The sequence below is a fragment of the Cellulomonas massiliensis JC225 genome (genome assembly GCF_000312005.1).
GTDB classification, from domain to species: Bacteria; Actinomycetota; Actinomycetes; order Actinomycetales; family Cellulomonadaceae; genus Cellulomonas; species Cellulomonas massiliensis.
The window spans coordinates 2039240-2054635 of record NZ_HE978588.1; the positions used below are offsets into that span (position 1 = coordinate 2039240).

General features: G+C 75.5%; 14 protein-coding genes. 9 read left to right on the forward strand and 5 right to left on the reverse strand.

Annotated features, from left to right (window positions below):
* Window positions 1-30: 30 nt before the first annotated feature.
* The gene (gene rfbB, locus HGCM_RS09680) at window positions 31-1026 is read right to left on the reverse strand and encodes a dTDP-glucose 4,6-dehydratase (RefSeq protein ID WP_019136644.1); all 996 of its coding nucleotides are present in this window, start codon (window positions 1024-1026) and stop codon (window positions 31-33) included.
* A 123-nt stretch (window positions 1027-1149) separates the two neighbouring features.
* On the opposite strand from rfbB, the gene HGCM_RS09685 reads away from it, so the two are divergent.
* The 3 genes from HGCM_RS09685 (at window position 1150) to HGCM_RS09695 (ending at window position 5742) form a co-directional block, all read left to right on the forward strand.
* Entirely contained in the window at window positions 1150-3777 is a 2628-nt protein-coding gene (locus tag HGCM_RS09685; RefSeq protein ID WP_019136645.1) for an N-acetylmuramoyl-L-alanine amidase, read from the forward strand.
* 157 nt (window positions 3778-3934) lie between these two features.
* Window positions 3935-4906: an ABC transporter permease gene (locus tag HGCM_RS09690; RefSeq protein WP_019136646.1), complete on the forward strand. Its 972-nt coding sequence runs from the start codon at window positions 3935-3937 to the stop codon at window positions 4904-4906.
* Complete coding sequence (locus HGCM_RS09695) at window positions 4906-5742, forward strand: ABC transporter ATP-binding protein (protein ID WP_019136647.1); 837 nt, start codon at window positions 4906-4908, stop codon at window positions 5740-5742. The genes HGCM_RS09690 and HGCM_RS09695 overlap by 1 nt, the downstream gene beginning before the upstream one ends.
* Window positions 5743-5783: 41 nt before the next feature.
* Here the strand turns inward: HGCM_RS09695 and HGCM_RS09700 are convergent, their stop codons facing one another.
* Both HGCM_RS09700 and HGCM_RS09705 read right to left on the reverse strand, forming a co-directional pair.
* A complete protein-coding gene (locus tag HGCM_RS09700; protein WP_019136648.1) occupies window positions 5784-6395 on the reverse strand; it encodes a dTDP-4-dehydrorhamnose 3,5-epimerase family protein in 612 nt (203 codons plus the stop codon).
* A 25-nt stretch (window positions 6396-6420) separates the two neighbouring features.
* Window positions 6421-8208: a glycosyltransferase family 61 protein gene (locus tag HGCM_RS09705; RefSeq protein WP_019136649.1), complete on the reverse strand. Its 1788-nt coding sequence runs from the start codon at window positions 8206-8208 to the stop codon at window positions 6421-6423.
* 147 nt (window positions 8209-8355) lie between these two features.
* On the opposite strand from HGCM_RS09705, the gene rfbD reads away from it, so the two are divergent.
* A complete protein-coding gene (rfbD, locus tag HGCM_RS09710; RefSeq protein ID WP_019136650.1) occupies window positions 8356-9201 on the forward strand; it encodes a dTDP-4-dehydrorhamnose reductase in 846 nt (281 codons plus the stop codon).
* Between the two features lie 27 nt (window positions 9202-9228).
* Here rfbD and rfbA read toward each other — a convergent pair whose 3' ends face one another.
* On the reverse strand, window positions 9229-10098 hold the full coding sequence (rfbA, locus tag HGCM_RS09715; RefSeq protein WP_019136651.1) for a glucose-1-phosphate thymidylyltransferase RfbA: 870 nt from the start codon (window positions 10096-10098) through the stop codon (window positions 9229-9231).
* Window positions 10099-10204: 106 nt separating this feature from the next.
* Between rfbA and HGCM_RS09720 the strand changes: the two genes are divergently transcribed.
* The 3 genes from HGCM_RS09720 to HGCM_RS09730 are packed head-to-tail and all read left to right on the forward strand — an operon-like array spanning window position 10205 to window position 12875.
* Complete coding sequence (locus HGCM_RS09720; protein ID WP_019136652.1) at window positions 10205-11155, forward strand: glycosyltransferase family 2 protein; 951 nt, start codon at window positions 10205-10207, stop codon at window positions 11153-11155.
* Complete coding sequence (locus tag HGCM_RS18850; protein WP_019136653.1) at window positions 11152-12144, forward strand: lysylphosphatidylglycerol synthase domain-containing protein; 993 nt, start codon at window positions 11152-11154, stop codon at window positions 12142-12144. The genes HGCM_RS09720 and HGCM_RS18850 overlap by 4 nt, the downstream gene beginning before the upstream one ends.
* Entirely contained in the window at window positions 12141-12875 is a 735-nt protein-coding gene (locus tag HGCM_RS09730; protein WP_019136654.1) for an O-methyltransferase, read from the forward strand. The genes HGCM_RS18850 and HGCM_RS09730 overlap by 4 nt, the downstream gene beginning before the upstream one ends.
* A 10-nt stretch (window positions 12876-12885) precedes the next feature.
* Here the strand turns inward: HGCM_RS09730 and HGCM_RS09735 are convergent, their stop codons facing one another.
* Complete coding sequence (locus HGCM_RS09735; protein ID WP_019136655.1) at window positions 12886-13575, reverse strand: TIGR03089 family protein; 690 nt, start codon at window positions 13573-13575, stop codon at window positions 12886-12888.
* Between the two features lie 410 nt (window positions 13576-13985).
* Here HGCM_RS09735 and HGCM_RS09740 point away from each other — a divergent pair, with 410 nt between their 5' ends.
* The gene (locus HGCM_RS09740; protein ID WP_281286131.1) at window positions 13986-14231 is read left to right on the forward strand and encodes a WhiB family transcriptional regulator; all 246 of its coding nucleotides are present in this window, start codon (window positions 13986-13988) and stop codon (window positions 14229-14231) included.
* Window positions 14232-14374: 143 nt separating this feature from the next.
* On the forward strand, window positions 14375-15396 hold a 1022-nt coding region (locus tag HGCM_RS17825; RefSeq protein ID WP_147573144.1), incomplete at its 3' end, for a glycosyltransferase family 2 protein.

Consider the following 15396-nt stretch of genomic DNA (forward strand, 5'->3'; position numbering starts at 1 on the left):
GCTCGTCGAGCGGCCGCCGGCGGCGGGTGCTCAGCGACCGAGCTGGGCGTACCGGGCCTCGGTGGCGGCCTTGCGCGGCCGCCACCAGGCCTCGTTCTCCTGGTACCAGGCGATCGTCGCCGCGAGCCCCTCGCGGAACGAGCGGTACCGGGGCGTCCAGCCCAGCTCCTCGCGGGTCCGCGAGGCGTCGATGGCGTACCGCAGGTCGTGGCCGGGGCGGTCGGCGACGAGGTCGTACGCGTCGCGCGGCCGGCCCATGAGCTCCAGGACCGTCTCGACGACGGTGCGGTTGTCGACCTCGCCGTCCGCGCCGATGAGGTACGTCTCGCCGATGCGCCCGCGCTCCACGATCGCCCACACCGCGGCGTTGTGGTCCTCGACGTGGATCCAGTCGCGCACGTTCGCGCCCGAGCCGTACAGCTTCGGACGGACGCCGTCGATCACGTTCGTCACCTGGCGCGGGATGAACTTCTCGACGTGCTGGTACGGCCCGTAGTTGTTCGAGCAGTTCGAGATCGTCGCCGCCACGCCGAACGAGCGCGCCCACGCCCGCACCAGCAGGTCGGACGACGCCTTCGTCGACGAGTAGGGCGAGGACGGGTTGTAGGGCGTGGTCGGCGTGAACTTCGCCGGGTCGTCGAGCTCGAGGTCGCCGTAGACCTCGTCGGTCGAGATGTGGTGGTACCGCGTGCCGTGCCGGCGGACCGCCTCGAGCAGCGTGTAGGTGCCGACGACGTTCGTCCGGACGAACGGCCAGGGGTCCGACAGCGAGTTGTCGTTGTGGGACTCGGCCGCGAAGTGCACGACGACGTCGGCGTCGCGCACCAGCGGGTCCACGACGTCGGCGTCCGCCACGTCGCCGCGCACGAAGGTGACGGCGTCGGCGACCGGCGCGAGGCTCGCCTCGTCGCCCGCGTAGGTGAGCGCGTCGAGCACGGTCACCGTCACGTCGGGCCGTTCGCGGACCGTCTGCTGGACGAAGTTCGCGCCGATGAACCCGGCCCCGCCGGTGACGAGCAGTCGCACAGTGCTCCCTTGGTCGATCCTCCCGACACGCGGCCCGCGTCGGCGCCTCACTCTAGTGGGCCGCCTACCGTGGGCCGCCTGTGGTCGCGCCCGAGGGGGGCACGAGGTCGCGGGGGGTGTCGGATGCGGGTGGAAGTCGCGTCGAGCATGGCGCTGCTGCTGGGGATCGGGGTGGGCGCGGCGGCGCCCGCGGCGGCGGGTGCACCGGCGGTCGAGCCGTCGTCCGCGTCGTCGTCCGTGTCGGCGGCGGCGCCGGCGACGGAGCCGCCCGGCGACCCGTCGCCCGGGCTGTCGTCCGTCCCGCTCGACGGCGTCGACCCGGCGGCGCTGGACGATCCCGGCGCGCTCGCGGCGCCGCGTGAGGACGCGCACGACGAGGTCGACCCCGACGAGCTCGCCGCGCTCGGCGCGCGGACGTTCACCGGGCGCTTCCTCGTCGCCGGCGTGACGTGGGACCCGGGGCAGGACGTCGACGTCCGCGACGTCGCCGTGCGGGTCCGCGAGCGGGGGACCTGGACGGGCTGGATGGAGCTGCACGTCGCCGAGGCCGACGTCGCGGGGGAGCGGCCCGGCACCGAGCCGCTCGTGTCCGCGGGCGCCGACATGGCGCAGGTCCGGGTGCAGACCGCCGACGGGTCGGCGCCCGCGGGCCTGCGGCTCGACGTGGTCGACGACGGCACGTCCGTCCCCTCCGCGAGCGGGACGGACGACGCCGGGCAGCCGACGGGCGAGCAGACCGAGCCGGCGAGCGACGCCGGGGCGAGCACGACCGCCGCGAGCACGGCGCGAGGCGTCACCGCCGACGTGATCCGCCCGTCGATCGTCTCGCGCGAGCAGTGGGGGGCCGACGAGTCGCTCGGCAGCCCGTGGCCCACGTACTCCACGCGCCTGCAGGCGATCTACCTGCACCACACCGCCGGCACGAACACGTACACCCGCGCGCAGTCGGCCGGCATCGTCCGCGGCATCCTCGCCTTCCACACCCGCGGCCGCGGCTGGCCGGACATCGGCTACCAGTTCCTCGTCGACCGCTTCGGGACGATCTACGAGGGCCGCCGGGACGCGATCGAGGACCTCCCGGTCGGCGCTCAGGCGGGCGGCTACAACAGCGCGACCATCGGCGTCTCGGCCATGGGCAGCTTCGGCGACGTCGAGCCGACGACCGCCATGATGCGCTCGATCCACCAGGTCGTCGCCTGGCAGGCCTACGCGCACGGCCTGGACCCGACCGGGCACACGGTGCTCGAGACCGGCGCCAGCACGGGCAGCGGGACCCGCGCCCGCCCCGGCGAGCGGGTGCGGGTGCCCGTCGTCCTGGGGCACCGGGACACGAACGTCACGGCCTGCCCGGGCGCCCGGCTCTGGAAGCGCCTGCCCGCCGTCCGCGCGGCCGTGCGCGACCGGGTCCAGGCGGCGCGCGCGCGATGGGGCTCGCCGGTCGCGGCGCTGCCGGCGCCCACGGCGTCGACGCCGGCCTCGAGCGTGCAGTGGGCCGAGCGCACCCGCTACGCGTGGGACCCGGTGCCGGGGGCCGTGGCCTACCAGGTGCTCTCACGGTCGGCGGGCGTCACGTCGTCCCTGCCGGACTCGCGCACCTGGACGCTCCTCGCGCGCACGACCACGCCCGCGGCGGTGGTCGCGACCGCCGACGGCCGCACCCGGTTCCTCGTCGTGCGCGCCCTGGACGCCGCCGGGCGGCGCGGGGAGCCGTTCGGCCTCGCGCTCGCGACGCGACCGGTGCCCTGGTCCGGCGTCGCGCGCTCGGCCGGGTGGGAGCTGCGCCGCGACACCGGCAGCATGGCGTTCCGGACCACGGCCGACGGTGCCACGCTCGCCGTGCGGGGGGCGCGCGACTACCGCGCCGTCGTCCTGGAGACGTCCGGCTCGCCGACGACCGGCGCGCTCGACGTCCTCGTCTCCGGGGAGGTCGTCGGCCGGATCGACACGCGCGCGCCCACCACGCAGGCGCGCGCGGTGCACCGGCTCGTGCTGCCCTCGGCGACGAGCGGGACCGTGACGCTGCGCCACGTGGGCGGGTCCGGCCCCGTGCAGGTCGCCGCGATCGTCCTGCCGCGCCGCACGTCCGCGTCGGACGTGCCCCGCGTGGGCGACCTCCCGCCGGCGCGGCCGGCCGTCTCGACCCCGGCGGACGCGCCGTTCGCCATGGACGCCGCGACCACGGTCCGGTGGGAGCCCGTCGTCACGGCGACGGGGTACGACGTGCTGGTCCGCACCGCGGCGCACGGCCGGGCGCTGTCCGCCTGGCGGCGGGTGGGCACGACGACCGGCACGTCGTTCCGGCTCGACGGGCTCGGCCGCGGGGAGACGTGGCAGGTGGCCGTCCGGGCCGTGGGCCGCGGCGGGTCGAGCACGGTCACGTCGTCCTACGCGCTGACGCGACCCGTGGCGTCCTCCGCGGTGGCGCGCTCCTCGGGATGGACGGTCGGGCGGTCCGCGACCTGGTTCGACGGCGTGTCGTGGCAGACGTCGGCCCCGGGCCGGACGCTCGCCGTGCGCGACGCCGTCGGGGTGACGCGCGTGCGGCTCGTCGTCGACGCGGCGCCGGGCCGCGGGCGCGTCGAGGTCAGCGTGGGCGGGACGCGCGTCGCGGTCGTCCCGACGGCGGCGTCGACGCGGGTCAAGCAGCACCGGGTCGACGTCGTCCTGCCGCGCGCGATGAGCGGCGACGTGCGGGTGAGGACGCTGGACGCCGCGCCGGTGCGGGTCTCGGGGGTGGTCGCGGCGCGCTGAGGGCCGTGGGCGCGCGCGGGGCCGGAGCGGCCGTACCGCGGCGGCGGACGACTTACTATGGAGGGCGCGGTGCCGCCCCCGTCCGCACCCGCGCCAGCCCTGTCCCCGAACGATTGGTCCCTGCGACGTGCCAGGTCCTCTTCGCTCCACCGAGACGGTGACGCGGGCCGCGGACATCGAGATCCCCACGCGGGGTCCTCGTGAGGACGCCCCCGCCGGCGAGCTCCCGGCACCGCTCGGCCCGCTCGCGGACTCGGACCGGATGCGCGCCGTCGCGCAGGCCGCCGGGCTGCGGCAGATGGGCGTGCGCCCGCCCCTGGTCCCGTACGTGCAGTCCGTCTGGCGCCGGCGCGCGTTCATCGCGACGCTCGGCCGGTCGAAGGCGTACGCCCGCAACCAGGGGTCGTACCTCGGCCAGCTGTGGAGCGTCCTCACGCCCCTGCTGAACTCGATCGTCTACGTCCTGGTGTTCGGGGTCCTCGTCGGCACCACCCGCGGGATGGCGAACCCCGTCGCGTTCATCGTGGTCGGCGTGTTCATGTACCGCTTCTTCGACTCCTCGGTCATGGCCGCGTCGAAGGCGATCAGCGGCAACCTCAACCTCGTGCGCTCCGTGCACTTCCCGCGCGCGGTGCTCCCGCTGTCGACGAGCGTCACCGAGCTCACCACCGTCCTGCCGACCACGGCGGTGATGTGCGTGATCGTCTGGGCGTCGGGCCTGATCCCGAAGTACGCCGACGAGCCGATCACCTGGCGCCTGCTGCTGCTGCCGGTCGCGATCGCGCTGCTGTGGCTGTTCAACACGGGCTGCGCGTTCCTCGTCGCGCGCTGGGTCGCGATCACGCCCGACCTGAAGAACGTGCTGCCGTTCGTCCTGCGCTTCGTGTTCTACGCCTCCGGCGTGCTGTTCAGCATCGACCACTACGTGCGCGACCCCGCCCTCGCGGCGGTGCTCGGGTACCAGCCGATCGCCGTGTACCTGCACCTCGCGCGGGCGACCCTGCTCAACGAGCCCGAGATCCAGGTCGACCCGGTGATGTGGGCGTTCGGCGTGGGCTGGGCCCTGCTCTTCCTGCTCGTCGGGTTCGTCGTCTTCTGGCGCGGCGAGGAACGGTACGGTCGCGACTGATGAGCATCCCGGAGGAGATCGACTTCGAGGTCGACGCCGACGACCTCGAGCCCCTGCAGGAGCAGGAGCGCGAGCTCGGCGCCCCCTCGCTCGTCGTCGACGACCTGTACGTCACGTACCGCGTGTTCGGCGGCAAGCGCGTCGGGGACCGCTCCGCGGGCCGCATGCAGCGCATGGTCAGCCGCGGGCGCCAGCACGTCGGCGGGCTGACCTCGGTCGAGGCGGTGCGCGGGATCTCGTTCGTGGCGCGCCACGGCGAGTCCATCGGCATCGTGGGCGTGAACGGGTCGGGCAAGAGCACGCTGCTGCGCGCGATCGCCGGCCTCATCCCGCCGACGAAGGGCTCGGTCTACGTCTCGGGCGACCCGTCCCTGCTCGGGGTGAACGCCGCGCTCATCGGCGAGCTGACCGGCGAGCGCAACGTGATGCTCGGCGGGCTCGCGCTCGGCCTGACGCCCGACCAGGTGCGGGAGCGGTTCGACGACGTCGTGGACTTCGCCGGGATCGGCGACGCGGTGTACCTGCCGATGAACTCCTACTCCTCCGGCATGGGCGCCCGGCTCCGCTTCGCGATCAGCGCCGCCGCCGTGCCGGACGTGCTCATGATCGACGAGGCGCTCGCCACCGGCGACGCCGCGTTCCGCAAGAAGAGCAAGGCGCGCATCGACGGCATCCGGGACCAGGCCGGCACGGTGTTCCTCGTGAGCCACTCGCTGCGCACCATCCTGAGCATCTGCTCGCGCACGCTGTGGATCCACCAGGGCCGGCTCGTCATGGACGGTCCGTCCGAGGCGGTGTGCGAGGCGTACCACGCCTTCGTCCGCGCCCAGGACTGACGGACGCCCAGGACTGACCGACCCGGCCCGGCCCGCCGCGGTCAGGGGCGCAGCGAGCGCACCTGGTCCTGCGTCGGCAGGAGGCCGTCGGCGAGCGCCTGCGCCAGCGTCGGTGCCGCGGCGTCCTTCTCCGACAGCAGCGGCTGCAGGGCGGCGCCCGCGCGGTCGGCCGTCGGCCAGGCGATCGCCAGGTCGGGGTCGAGCGGGTGGATCCCGTGCTCGCCCGTCGGGTTGTACGGCGTCGAGCACAGGTACAGGACCGTCGAGTCGTCCTCCAGCGACATGAACGCGTGGCCGAGCCCCTCGCCGAGGTAGACGGCCCGCCGGTCCACGTCGTCGAGCAGGACGCTGTCCCACGTGCCGAAGGTGGGGGAGCCGACCCGGAGGTCCACGACCACGTCGAGGACGGCGCCGCGCGCGCACGTCACGTACTTCGCCTGCCCCGGCGGGACGTCCGCGAAGTGCACGCCGCGCACCACCCCGGCGGCCGAGACCGACAGGTTGGCCTGCGCCAGCCCGAGGCCGTGGCCCACGTGCTCGGCGAACGGGGCCCCGGAGAACCACTCGAGGAAGAGGCCGCGCGGGTCCGGGAACTGGCGCGGCGTGACCTCCCACGCGCCGGGGACGGACAGCTCGCGGTAGGTGCCACTCATGCGGGTCCTCCAGCTCGGGTGGGGGTCAACGGACGAGCTCGAGCAGCTCGTCGCGGAAGCGGGGCAGGTCGAAGGTCCAGTTCGACTTGAAGGCCTTGACGTCGTACCGGCCGCCGACGGTCGGCACGAGCGAGCGGCCCCAGAAGAAGTGGATGTCGTTCGCGTTCGCGGCGGCGAACAGCTCCTCGTTCGCGGCGGTGTAGGAGTCGCCGCTGATGACGATCACGCGGGCGCCGGGGGCGAACATCATGTTGAACATGCCGCTGCCGGCGAACCCGGCGACCACGCGCGCCTGCGCGAACAGCGCGCGCTGCTCCGCGTACGGGTACTGCTCGGGGAACACGACCGCGAAGCCGGCGTCGGCGAACAGCTGCTCGAGCTCGGGGGCCTGCAGGCAGTCACGCTTCCCCGACGGCCGGCGGGAGACGAAGATCTTCTCGGCCACGACCGGCGGGGCGACCGGCGGCAGGCCCGCCGAGAGGGCGGCCCACACCCGCGCGAGGTCGGGGTCGACGTAGTGCGGGTTCTCGAACTGCGGCGTGGCGGCGACGAGCTCCTCGACGTCCACCCACTCGCGCGGGCCGACGAGCTCGACGGCGTCCGGGTCGACGCCGAGCGCCTCGAAGATGGCGCGCTGGAACACCGGCAGCGTGGCGCCCTCGTCGCGGACGCTCACGAGCGGCACGAGGTCCCCGTCCAGCTCGCGCGCCCGCTCCCAGCCCCAGTACCGCGAGAGCACCTCGGTCGTGATGTGGCCGAAGTGGAACGGGAAGGCGCTGTCGAAGTAGTAGTAGCGGCCGTGCAGCGTCCGCTGCGCGACCGGCTGCGTGCGGGGCAGGTACCGGGCGAAGTCGGCGGTCGCCTGGCTCATCTGCTTGTTGCCGAGCACGCGCTGGTGGGGGTGCCGGAAGGAGTCCGGCAGCATGAGGTCGTCCTTGAGCAGCACCTGGCGCGCGGAGGCGCGCGGCCAGCGGTACAGCCGCAGCTCGCGCGGCGGGACGGCGAACGTGCGGCGCCCCGAGGCGATGGGGCCCTCGCCGTGCGAGGTGACGTCGGCGAGCGCCGTGAACGTCGTCGCGGGACGGACCTCGAGCACGCGGCCCCAGGAGTCGCCGTAGCGCGCGTCGAGCACGGCGTCCGCGTCCCAGTCGCGGAGCTTGGCGTAGTACTCGCCGGTGCGCCGCAGCAGCGCGCCCTGCGGGTCCAGGCGCACATGCTCGATGCCGTCCGCGAGGTCGACGTCGGCCGGGCGGGCCGCCTTGCGGGTGGCCCGGTCGCCGCCGCGCAGGCCGGCCGCGAGCGTGAGCAGCCCCGCGACCGAGCGGTCGTCCCGCGCCGCGGGGTCGAACGCGCCCGCGACGGCCCACGCGCCGCCGGGGCGCACGGTGAACACGAGCCGGCGCAGGTGCACGACCGCGTCGCGCTCCCGGCGGCTCGCGTCGACGGCGAGGTCGAACCGGTCCAGCGTCCGCACCAGGGCGACGCGGTCCTCCAGGGACGCCGCCACGTGGACCCGCGCTCCGGGCGGCGCCTCGTCGGTCCACAGCCGCACGTCGTCCGCCCGGACCAGCACGTCGACACCCGCGTCGGGGCGGCGCGAGCGGATCTCGTCGACGCTGCGCTGCACGTCCAGGCCGTCGGCCAGCACGAGCACGCGGCGGACGTCGAGGTCCGCGGGCAGGGAGTCGACGAGCGACGCCACCCGCTCGCGCAGCCGGCGGGAGGCGCTCGGCGCGGCCGCGCGCGCCTCGTCGCGGCCGCGGCGCCGCGCCCTCGCCAGCAGACGTCGCAGTCGGACGAGCGGATCGGGCACCGAGGCTCCTCGGGGTCGACGGCGTGGGGCGGACGCGGCGCGCTCGGCGGCCGCGGCGAGGATACCGGCCCGGTCCGGCGGACCGCCCGGCACACGTGACACAGTAGGCGGTCGGTGCGGGACGGCCGCGCCGGACCAGGAGGTGTCGTGCGCGTCGTCGTGACCGGAGCAGGCGGGATGCTGGGGCAGGACGTCGTCGACGTCCTCGGGGCGTCGGGCCACCACGTCGAGGGCCTCGGGCGGGCCGACCTCGACGTCACCGACGAGCTCGGCGTGCTGGCCGCGGTGCGCGGCGCGGACGTCGTCGTGAACTGCGCCGCGTACACCGCGGTGGACGCGGCGGAGGACGACGAGGCCGCCGCCTTCGCGGTCAACGCGACGGCCGCGCAGCTGCTCGCGCGCGCGAGCCGGCGGGCGGGGGCGCGCCTGGTGCACGTGAGCACCGACTACGTGTTCGCGGGCGACGCCGACGTGCCGTACGCGGAGGACGCCCCGACGGCGCCTCGCTCGGCGTACGGGCGGACCAAGGCCGCGGGGGAGTGGGCGGTGCGCGCCGAGTGCCCCGACCACCTCGTCGTGCGCACGGCCTGGCTGTACGGCGCCGGCGGTCCGTGCTTCCCGCGGACCATCGCCCGGCTCGCGCGCGAGCGCGGCTCCGTCGACGTGGTCGACGACCAGGTGGGGCAGCCGACCTGGACCCGCGACCTCGCCGCGCTCGTCCTGCGGCTGCTGGACGCGGGGGCGCCGGCGGGCACCTACCACGGCACCGCGTCGGGTGCGGTGTCGTGGTTCGGGTTCGCGCGCGCCGTCGTGGCCGCCGCCGGGCTGGACGCCTCCGGCGTGGGGCCGACGACGAGCGACCGGTTCCCGCGCCCGGCGCCGCGGCCCGCGTACTCGGTGCTGGCGCACGGCGCGCTCGAGCGGGCGGGCGTGGAGCCGATCGGCCCCTGGGAGCAGCGGTGGGACGCCGCGGCGGGCGAGGTGCTCGGCTGAGGACGACGGCCGCGGGCGGCTCGCGCCTCAGCGCTCCTCGGCGAGCAGCCGCAGCAGGTAGTCGCCGTAGCCGGACTTGCGCAGCGGCTCCGCCCGCTCGCGCAGCTCGTCGTCGCTGAGGAACCCGCGGCGCCAGGCCACCTCCTCGGGGACGCCGATGCGCAGGCCCTGGCGGCGCTCGACGGTCCGGACGTAGTCGGCCGCGTCGGTGAGCGAGTCGAACGTCCCGGTGTCGAGCCACGCCGTGCCGCGGGGGAGCACGCCGACCTGCAGGCGCCCGGCCTCCAGGTACGTGCGGTTGACGTCGGTGATCTCGTACTCGCCGCGCGCGGAGGGCCGCAGGTCGCGGGCGATCGCGACGACGTCGTTGTCGTAGAAGTACAGGCCCGGCACGGCGTAGCTGCTCTTCGGGCGCGCGGGCTTCTCCTCGATGGACAGCGCGCGGCCCTCGTCGTCGAACTCCACGACGCCGTACGCCGTCGGGTCCGCGACGCGGTAGGCGAAGACGGCGCCCCCGTCGACCGTCGAGAACCGCTGCAGCTGGGACCCGAGCCCGGGCCCGTAGAAGATGTTGTCGCCCAGGACGAGCGCGGCGTGGTCCGTCCCGACGAAGTCCGCGCCCAGGACGAACGCCTGCGCCAGGCCGTTCGGCTCCGCCTGCACGGTGTACGAGATGGACACGCCGAACTGCGAGCCGTCGCCCAGCAGCCGGCGGAACTGCTCCGCGTCGTGCGGCGTCGTGATGACCAGCACGTCGCGGATGCCCGCGAGGATCAGCGTCGAGAGCGGGTAGTAGATCATCGGCTTGTCGTAGACGGGCACCAGCTGCTTGCTCACGCCCAGCGTGATGGGGTGCAGCCGCGTGCCGGAGCCGCCGGCCAGGATGATTCCGCGCATGGGGAGCAGTCTGGCGCATGCCCGGACGGACCGGACGTGGTGCGCGTCACGCCGCGCCCGCCCGACGGTAGAGTCGGGCCCGCCCGCGCGGTGCGACAGGACGGTCATGAAGGTCTTCATCCAGATCCCTTGCCTCAACGAGGCCACGACGCTCCCCGCGGTGCTCGCGTCGATCCCCGAGCGGATCGACGGCGTGGACACCGTCGAGCTCCTCGTCGTGGACGACGGGTCGGACGACGGCACCGAGCAGGTCGCCCGCGACCACGGCGTCAAGCACGTGCTGCGGCACACCCGCACCATGGGCCTGGCCCGCTCGTTCCGCGACGGCGTCGACTACGCCCTCGCGCACGGGGCGGACGTCGTCGTCAACACCGACGGCGACAACCAGTACCCGCAGGAGCGCATCCCTGACCTCGTGCGGCCGATCCTCGAGGGCCGGGCGGACATCGTCATCGCCGACCGCCAGACGGCGACGATCGCGCACTTCTCGCCGTTCAAGAAGCTCATGCAGCGGGTCGGCAGCAGCGTCGTGAACCGCGCCGCGGACACCGACCTGCCCGACGCCGCGAGCGGGTTCCGGGCCTACTCGCGCGCGTCGCTCATGCGGCTGAACATCGTCACCGAGTTCAGCTACAGCATGGAGACGATCATCCAGGCGGGTCACAAGCGCCTGCGGATCGAGAGCCTCCCCGTGGTGACGAACCCGAAGACGCGGGAGTCCCGCCTGTTCCGCAACGACTTCCACCACATGGCGAAGTCGGCCTCCGCGATCGTGCGCAGCTACCTCATGTACAAGCCGACGCTGATCTTCACGACGCTCGCCGCCGTGTTCGGGGTCCTGGCGGCGATCCCCATGGTGCGGTTCCTGGTGCTGTGGGCGCGCGACGGCCACGCCGGCAACATCCAGTCGCTCATCTTCGGCGCGATCATGGCCGTCGCCGCGCTGCTCTCGGTCGCGCTCGGCGTGCTGTCCGACCTGCAGCGCACCAACCGGGTGCTGCTCGAGGACCAGCTCGAGCGGCTCAAGGAGATCCAGTACCGGCGATCCGGCGAATGACGGGCGCCTCCTCGGGCGAGGGCGGCGTCGCCGGCCGGCCGTGGGTGCGGGTGGCCGGCCGCCTCGTCGCGGTGGCCGCCGTCGCCCTGTGCGTGTGGGCCCTCGTGCAGCAGTGGGACGAGGTGGGCCCTGCCCTGCGCTCGGCCGACCTGCGCCTGGTCCTCGTCGCGCTCGTCCTCGCCGCGGCCGCGTCCCTGCTGCTCGCCCTGACGTGGTGGCGCACGCTCGTCGCCTTCGGCGTGCGGCGCGGGTTCGCCGACGTCGCCGCGTGGTACTTCGGCGGCGAGATCGGCAAGTACCTGCCGGGCGGCGTGTGGTCGGTGCTCGGGCGCGGCGAGCTGTCGCACCGCGACGGCGTCGACCGGCGCACGAGCTGGGCGGCCACGGTCGTGGGGCTCGGCGCCACGGTCGTGGGCGGGGCGTGGTGCTGCGCCGTGCTCGGACCCGCCGCGGCCGCCGCCGGCGGCCCTGCCTGGGCGGCGTGGCTGGCCCTGGGCCTGCCCGTCGGGCTCGTCCTGCTGCACCCGCGCGTCGTGGGCGCCGGCCTGCGGGCGCTGCACGTGGTGGTGCGGGGCGAGCGCCTCGGGGCACCGCCGTGGCGGCGGATGGTCGTGGTCGCGCTCGTCTCGCTCGGCTCGTGGCTCCTCGTCGCGCTCGCCGCGGTGGTGGTCACGGACGCGCTCGGCTACGACCGCTCCGCCCCGGCCGTGGGCGTGGCGTCCGTCGCCGCCTGGACCGTCGGCCTGCTGGCGGTGCCGGTGCCGGCGGGGGCGGGCGTGCGCGAGCTGGTGTTCGCCGCGCTGAGCGGCCTCGGCGCGGGCGCCGGCGTCGCCGTGGCCGCGCTGTCCCGCCTGCTCTACGTCGTCGTGGACGCGCTCGGCGCCCTGGCGGCGTTCGCCTACCTGCGGGCGCGCGGGCCCGCGCCCGCACCGGCCGACACCCCCCGGCACGCACGGACCGACGCACCCACGGACGACGGAGCCCCATGACCGACCGCTCGAGCCTCGCCGGCTCCGCGCTGCGCCTGACGAAGCGCGCCTACGTCGCGACGATGCACGGCGTCGGGCGCGGCCTGACCGCCGTGCACGCCCTGCCGTCCGACCCGCCGCCGCGCACGTCGCGCGCGCGCCACTGGCTGTGGAGCCTCAGGCACGTCTACGACGTGCCGGCGCTCGCGGCGATGGACGTGCCGTGGTGGACGTACGACGCGATCGACGCCGTCGACGCGTGGCTCGCCGCGCGACCGGAGACGCGCGTGTTCGAGTACGGCTCCGGCGCGAGCTCGCTGTGGCTCGCGCGGCGGGCGACGAGCGTGCACTCGGTCGAGCACGACGCGGGCTTCGCGCGCTGGATGGAGCCCGAGTTCGCCCGGCACGCGAACCTCACCGTCGAGGTCGTCGAGGCCGAGCCCAGCGCGGCGCCCGTCGTGCCGTCGGCGAAGGAGGGCCAGGGCGGCCTCGACTTCGCCCGCTACGTCGCGACGATCGACCGCGTCGGCGGCGCGTTCGACCTCGTCGTCGTGGACGGCCGGGCGCGGGAGGCGTGCCTCGCGCGGGCGGTCGAGCACCTGGCACCGGGTGGGCTCGTGGTGCTCGACAACAGCAGGCGCGCGCGCTACCGGGCGGCGGTCGCGGCCAGCGGCCTGGCCGAGCGGCGCACCACCGGCCTGACCCCCACGCTGCCGTACCCGGAGCAGACGTCGCTCCTGCGCGCGCGCTGACGGCCGGGCGTCAGCCGAGCAGGTCCAGCGTCACGCGCTCCGTCGCGACGAGGCGCTCGCGCCGCGCGCCGTCGGCCAGCAGGGCCCGGGCCGTCGAGCCGTCCGTCAGCACGAGGGACGCGTCGGCGGCCAGCCGGCCGAGCAGCCCCCGGGCGTCGCGGGGGGCGGCGAGCAGGACGCGCTCCCCGGACCCGGTGGTCTCGACGAGGTCCGCGTGGGCCACCCGCGTGCCGGCGCGGTCGACCGCGGGGGAGGCGGGGTCCGGCACCGGCGCCCAGCCGATGCGGTCGCCGTACGTCATGACGGCCGCGGCGGCGTCGATCGCCCCAGGGGGCAGCGCGCCGTCGAAGCGCCGTGCCAGGGCCGGCAGCGCGACGGCGACGACCTCGGCCCCCGGCGCGTCCGCGGGCGGCGCGTCGGTGACGAGCACCTCCTCCTCGTCGTCGACGAGGCACGCCCCGACGCGCCACGCGGCGAGCTGCCAGACGACCGAGCGCCAGTGCCCCGGCAGGTCGACGCGGACGCGCGACCCCGGTCCGGCGTCGAACTCCTCGACGAGGAGGTTCGTGGTCTTGCTCACCCAGTTGACGAGCACCGCGCCGGAGAGCTCGACGCGCTCGCCGTCCGGGCCGTACCACGTCAGGCGCGGGCGCCCCGGGTCGCGCTCGAGCAGGGCCAGGACGTCCGCCACCGTTCGCATGCCAGCAGCGTAGGTGCCGGCGGACGTGGGCCCGACGCCGGCCCGGACGCAGGCCCCGACGCCCGCCCCGCCGCCCGCCCGGCACGGCCGGGCGCCCGCCCGCCGCCTGCGTCGTCCCCGGCGTCCGAAATGCCCGACAACTTCACCCGCGGGTCGAGAGCGGGTACCACGCTCCGGCTTGACTGGCCGAAACGACACGCGTGTAATTCTTGCAACGCCTGATCGCGACGAGCAGCACGAGGCGGTGCGGCTTCCGGGCCGATCGCACCTGAACGAGAACCACGAGCCTGTACGGGCACCTGAGCAGCACCAGCACGGAGGCACGCATGTGGAACCTGCTCGACGGCGACGAGAGCTTCCCGTCCGACGCACGCACCCCGGCGACCCCGCAGCTCGCCAACGTCCTGCCGATGTTCGGGGACGCCGACGACGACGGCCCCATGGGGTGGCAGGAGCGGGCGCTGTGCGCCCAGACCGACCCCGAGGCGTTCTTCCCCGAGAAGGGCGGCTCGACGCGCGAGGCGAAGAAGGTGTGCACGGGCTGCGAGGTGCGCGCCGAGTGCCTCGAGTACGCGCTGGCCAACGACGAGCGCTTCGGCATCTGGGGCGGCCTGTCCGAGCGTGAGCGCCGCAAGCTGAAGCGCCGCGTCGTCTGACCGGGCACCGGCCCACGGACGAGCCCGACGCCGGCCCCGAGGGCGCGACGGCGCGCGCGTCCGACGGCCCGATCCTGAGAATCCGGACCGGGCGGGTGTCGCTCCCGGCCTCCGCGGGCCCCGGCGGCATGATGGCCGCCAGCATGACTGAGACGCTCCAGCCCGTGGACGTGCCCACGGCGACGACCTCCACCGTGGTGGCGGCCTCGGTCACCGCGGTGGTGGTGACCCGAGGCGTCACCCCGTACCTGGCGACGACCCTGACGGCGCTCGGCGCCCAGACCCGCGCCCCGCTGCGGGTGCTCGTCGTCGACGCCGCACCGAAGCCGCGCGGCGGCGTCGCGACCGTCGCGCAGGAGGCGCTGCGGGCCACCGCCGCACGCGTCCGCGTCGTCGAGACCCCCGGCGCCCGCTCGTTCGGCCACGCCGTGCGCGCCGCGCTCGCGTCCGACACCGACGGCCCCCTGCCGACGTGGCTGTGGCTGCTGCACGACGACAGCGCGCCCGCGCCCGACGCCCTGGCCGAGCTGTCCCGCGCCGTGGGCCGAGCGCGCTCGGTCGCGGTCGCGGGCGTCAAGCAGCGCACCTGGACCGACCCGGAGCGGCTGCTCGAGGTCGGGGTGCGCACGTCGCTGTCCGGCCGGCGCATGACCGACGTCGAGCCGGGGGAGCTCGACCAGGGGCAGCACGACGTCCGCGACGACGTGCTCGGCGTCGGGCTCGCCGGCGCGCTCGTGCGGCGCGACGTGTGGGAGGAGCTGGGCGGCACGGACCCGGCGCTCGGGCCGTTCGGCGACGGGTTCGACCTGTCGCGGCGGGCCCGGCTGGCGGGCCACCGGGTCGTGGTGGTGCCCTCCGCCGTCGTGCGGCACGCGCAGGCCACGTACCTCGGGCTGCGCGAGGTGCACCCCACGCAGGCGGACGTCGACGGCGACGGGTTCGACGACCTCGCCGACCCGCGCCGCTCGTTCGCCGCCCGCCGCCGCGCCCAGCTGCACCTGCGTCTCGTCGGCGCGCCGCTGCCCCTGCTGCCGCTCGTCGTCGCGTTCACGCTCGCGGCGGCCGTGGTCCGCGCGCTCGTCCAGGTCGCGGCGAAGCAGCCCGGGCTCGCGGTGGACGAGCTGCGGGCCGCGCTCGCCGCGCTCGCGCGGCCGGTCGCGGTCGT

Excerpts from the sequence above, each read along its gene's own strand:
- HGCM_RS09685 (WP_019136645.1), top strand. The coding sequence starts at position 1,150 with ATGCGGGTGGAAGTCGCGTCGAGCATGGCGCTGCTGCTGGGGATCGGG.
- HGCM_RS09695 (WP_019136647.1), top strand. The coding sequence starts at position 4,906 with ATGAGCATCCCGGAGGAGATCGACTTCGAGGTCGACGCCGACGACCTC.
- HGCM_RS09700 (WP_019136648.1), bottom strand. The coding sequence starts at position 6,395 with ATGAGTGGCACCTACCGCGAGCTGTCCGTCCCCGGCGCGTGGGAGGTC.
- rfbA (WP_019136651.1), bottom strand. The coding sequence starts at position 10,098 with ATGCGCGGAATCATCCTGGCCGGCGGCTCCGGCACGCGGCTGCACCCC.
- HGCM_RS09720 (WP_019136652.1), top strand. The coding sequence starts at position 10,205 with ATGAAGGTCTTCATCCAGATCCCTTGCCTCAACGAGGCCACGACGCTC.
- HGCM_RS18850 (WP_019136653.1), top strand. The coding sequence starts at position 11,152 with ATGACGGGCGCCTCCTCGGGCGAGGGCGGCGTCGCCGGCCGGCCGTGG.
- HGCM_RS09730 (WP_019136654.1), top strand. The coding sequence starts at position 12,141 with ATGACCGACCGCTCGAGCCTCGCCGGCTCCGCGCTGCGCCTGACGAAG.
- HGCM_RS09735 (WP_019136655.1), bottom strand. The coding sequence starts at position 13,575 with ATGCGAACGGTGGCGGACGTCCTGGCCCTGCTCGAGCGCGACCCGGGG.
- HGCM_RS09740 (WP_281286131.1), top strand. The coding sequence starts at position 13,986 with ATGTTCGGGGACGCCGACGACGACGGCCCCATGGGGTGGCAGGAGCGG.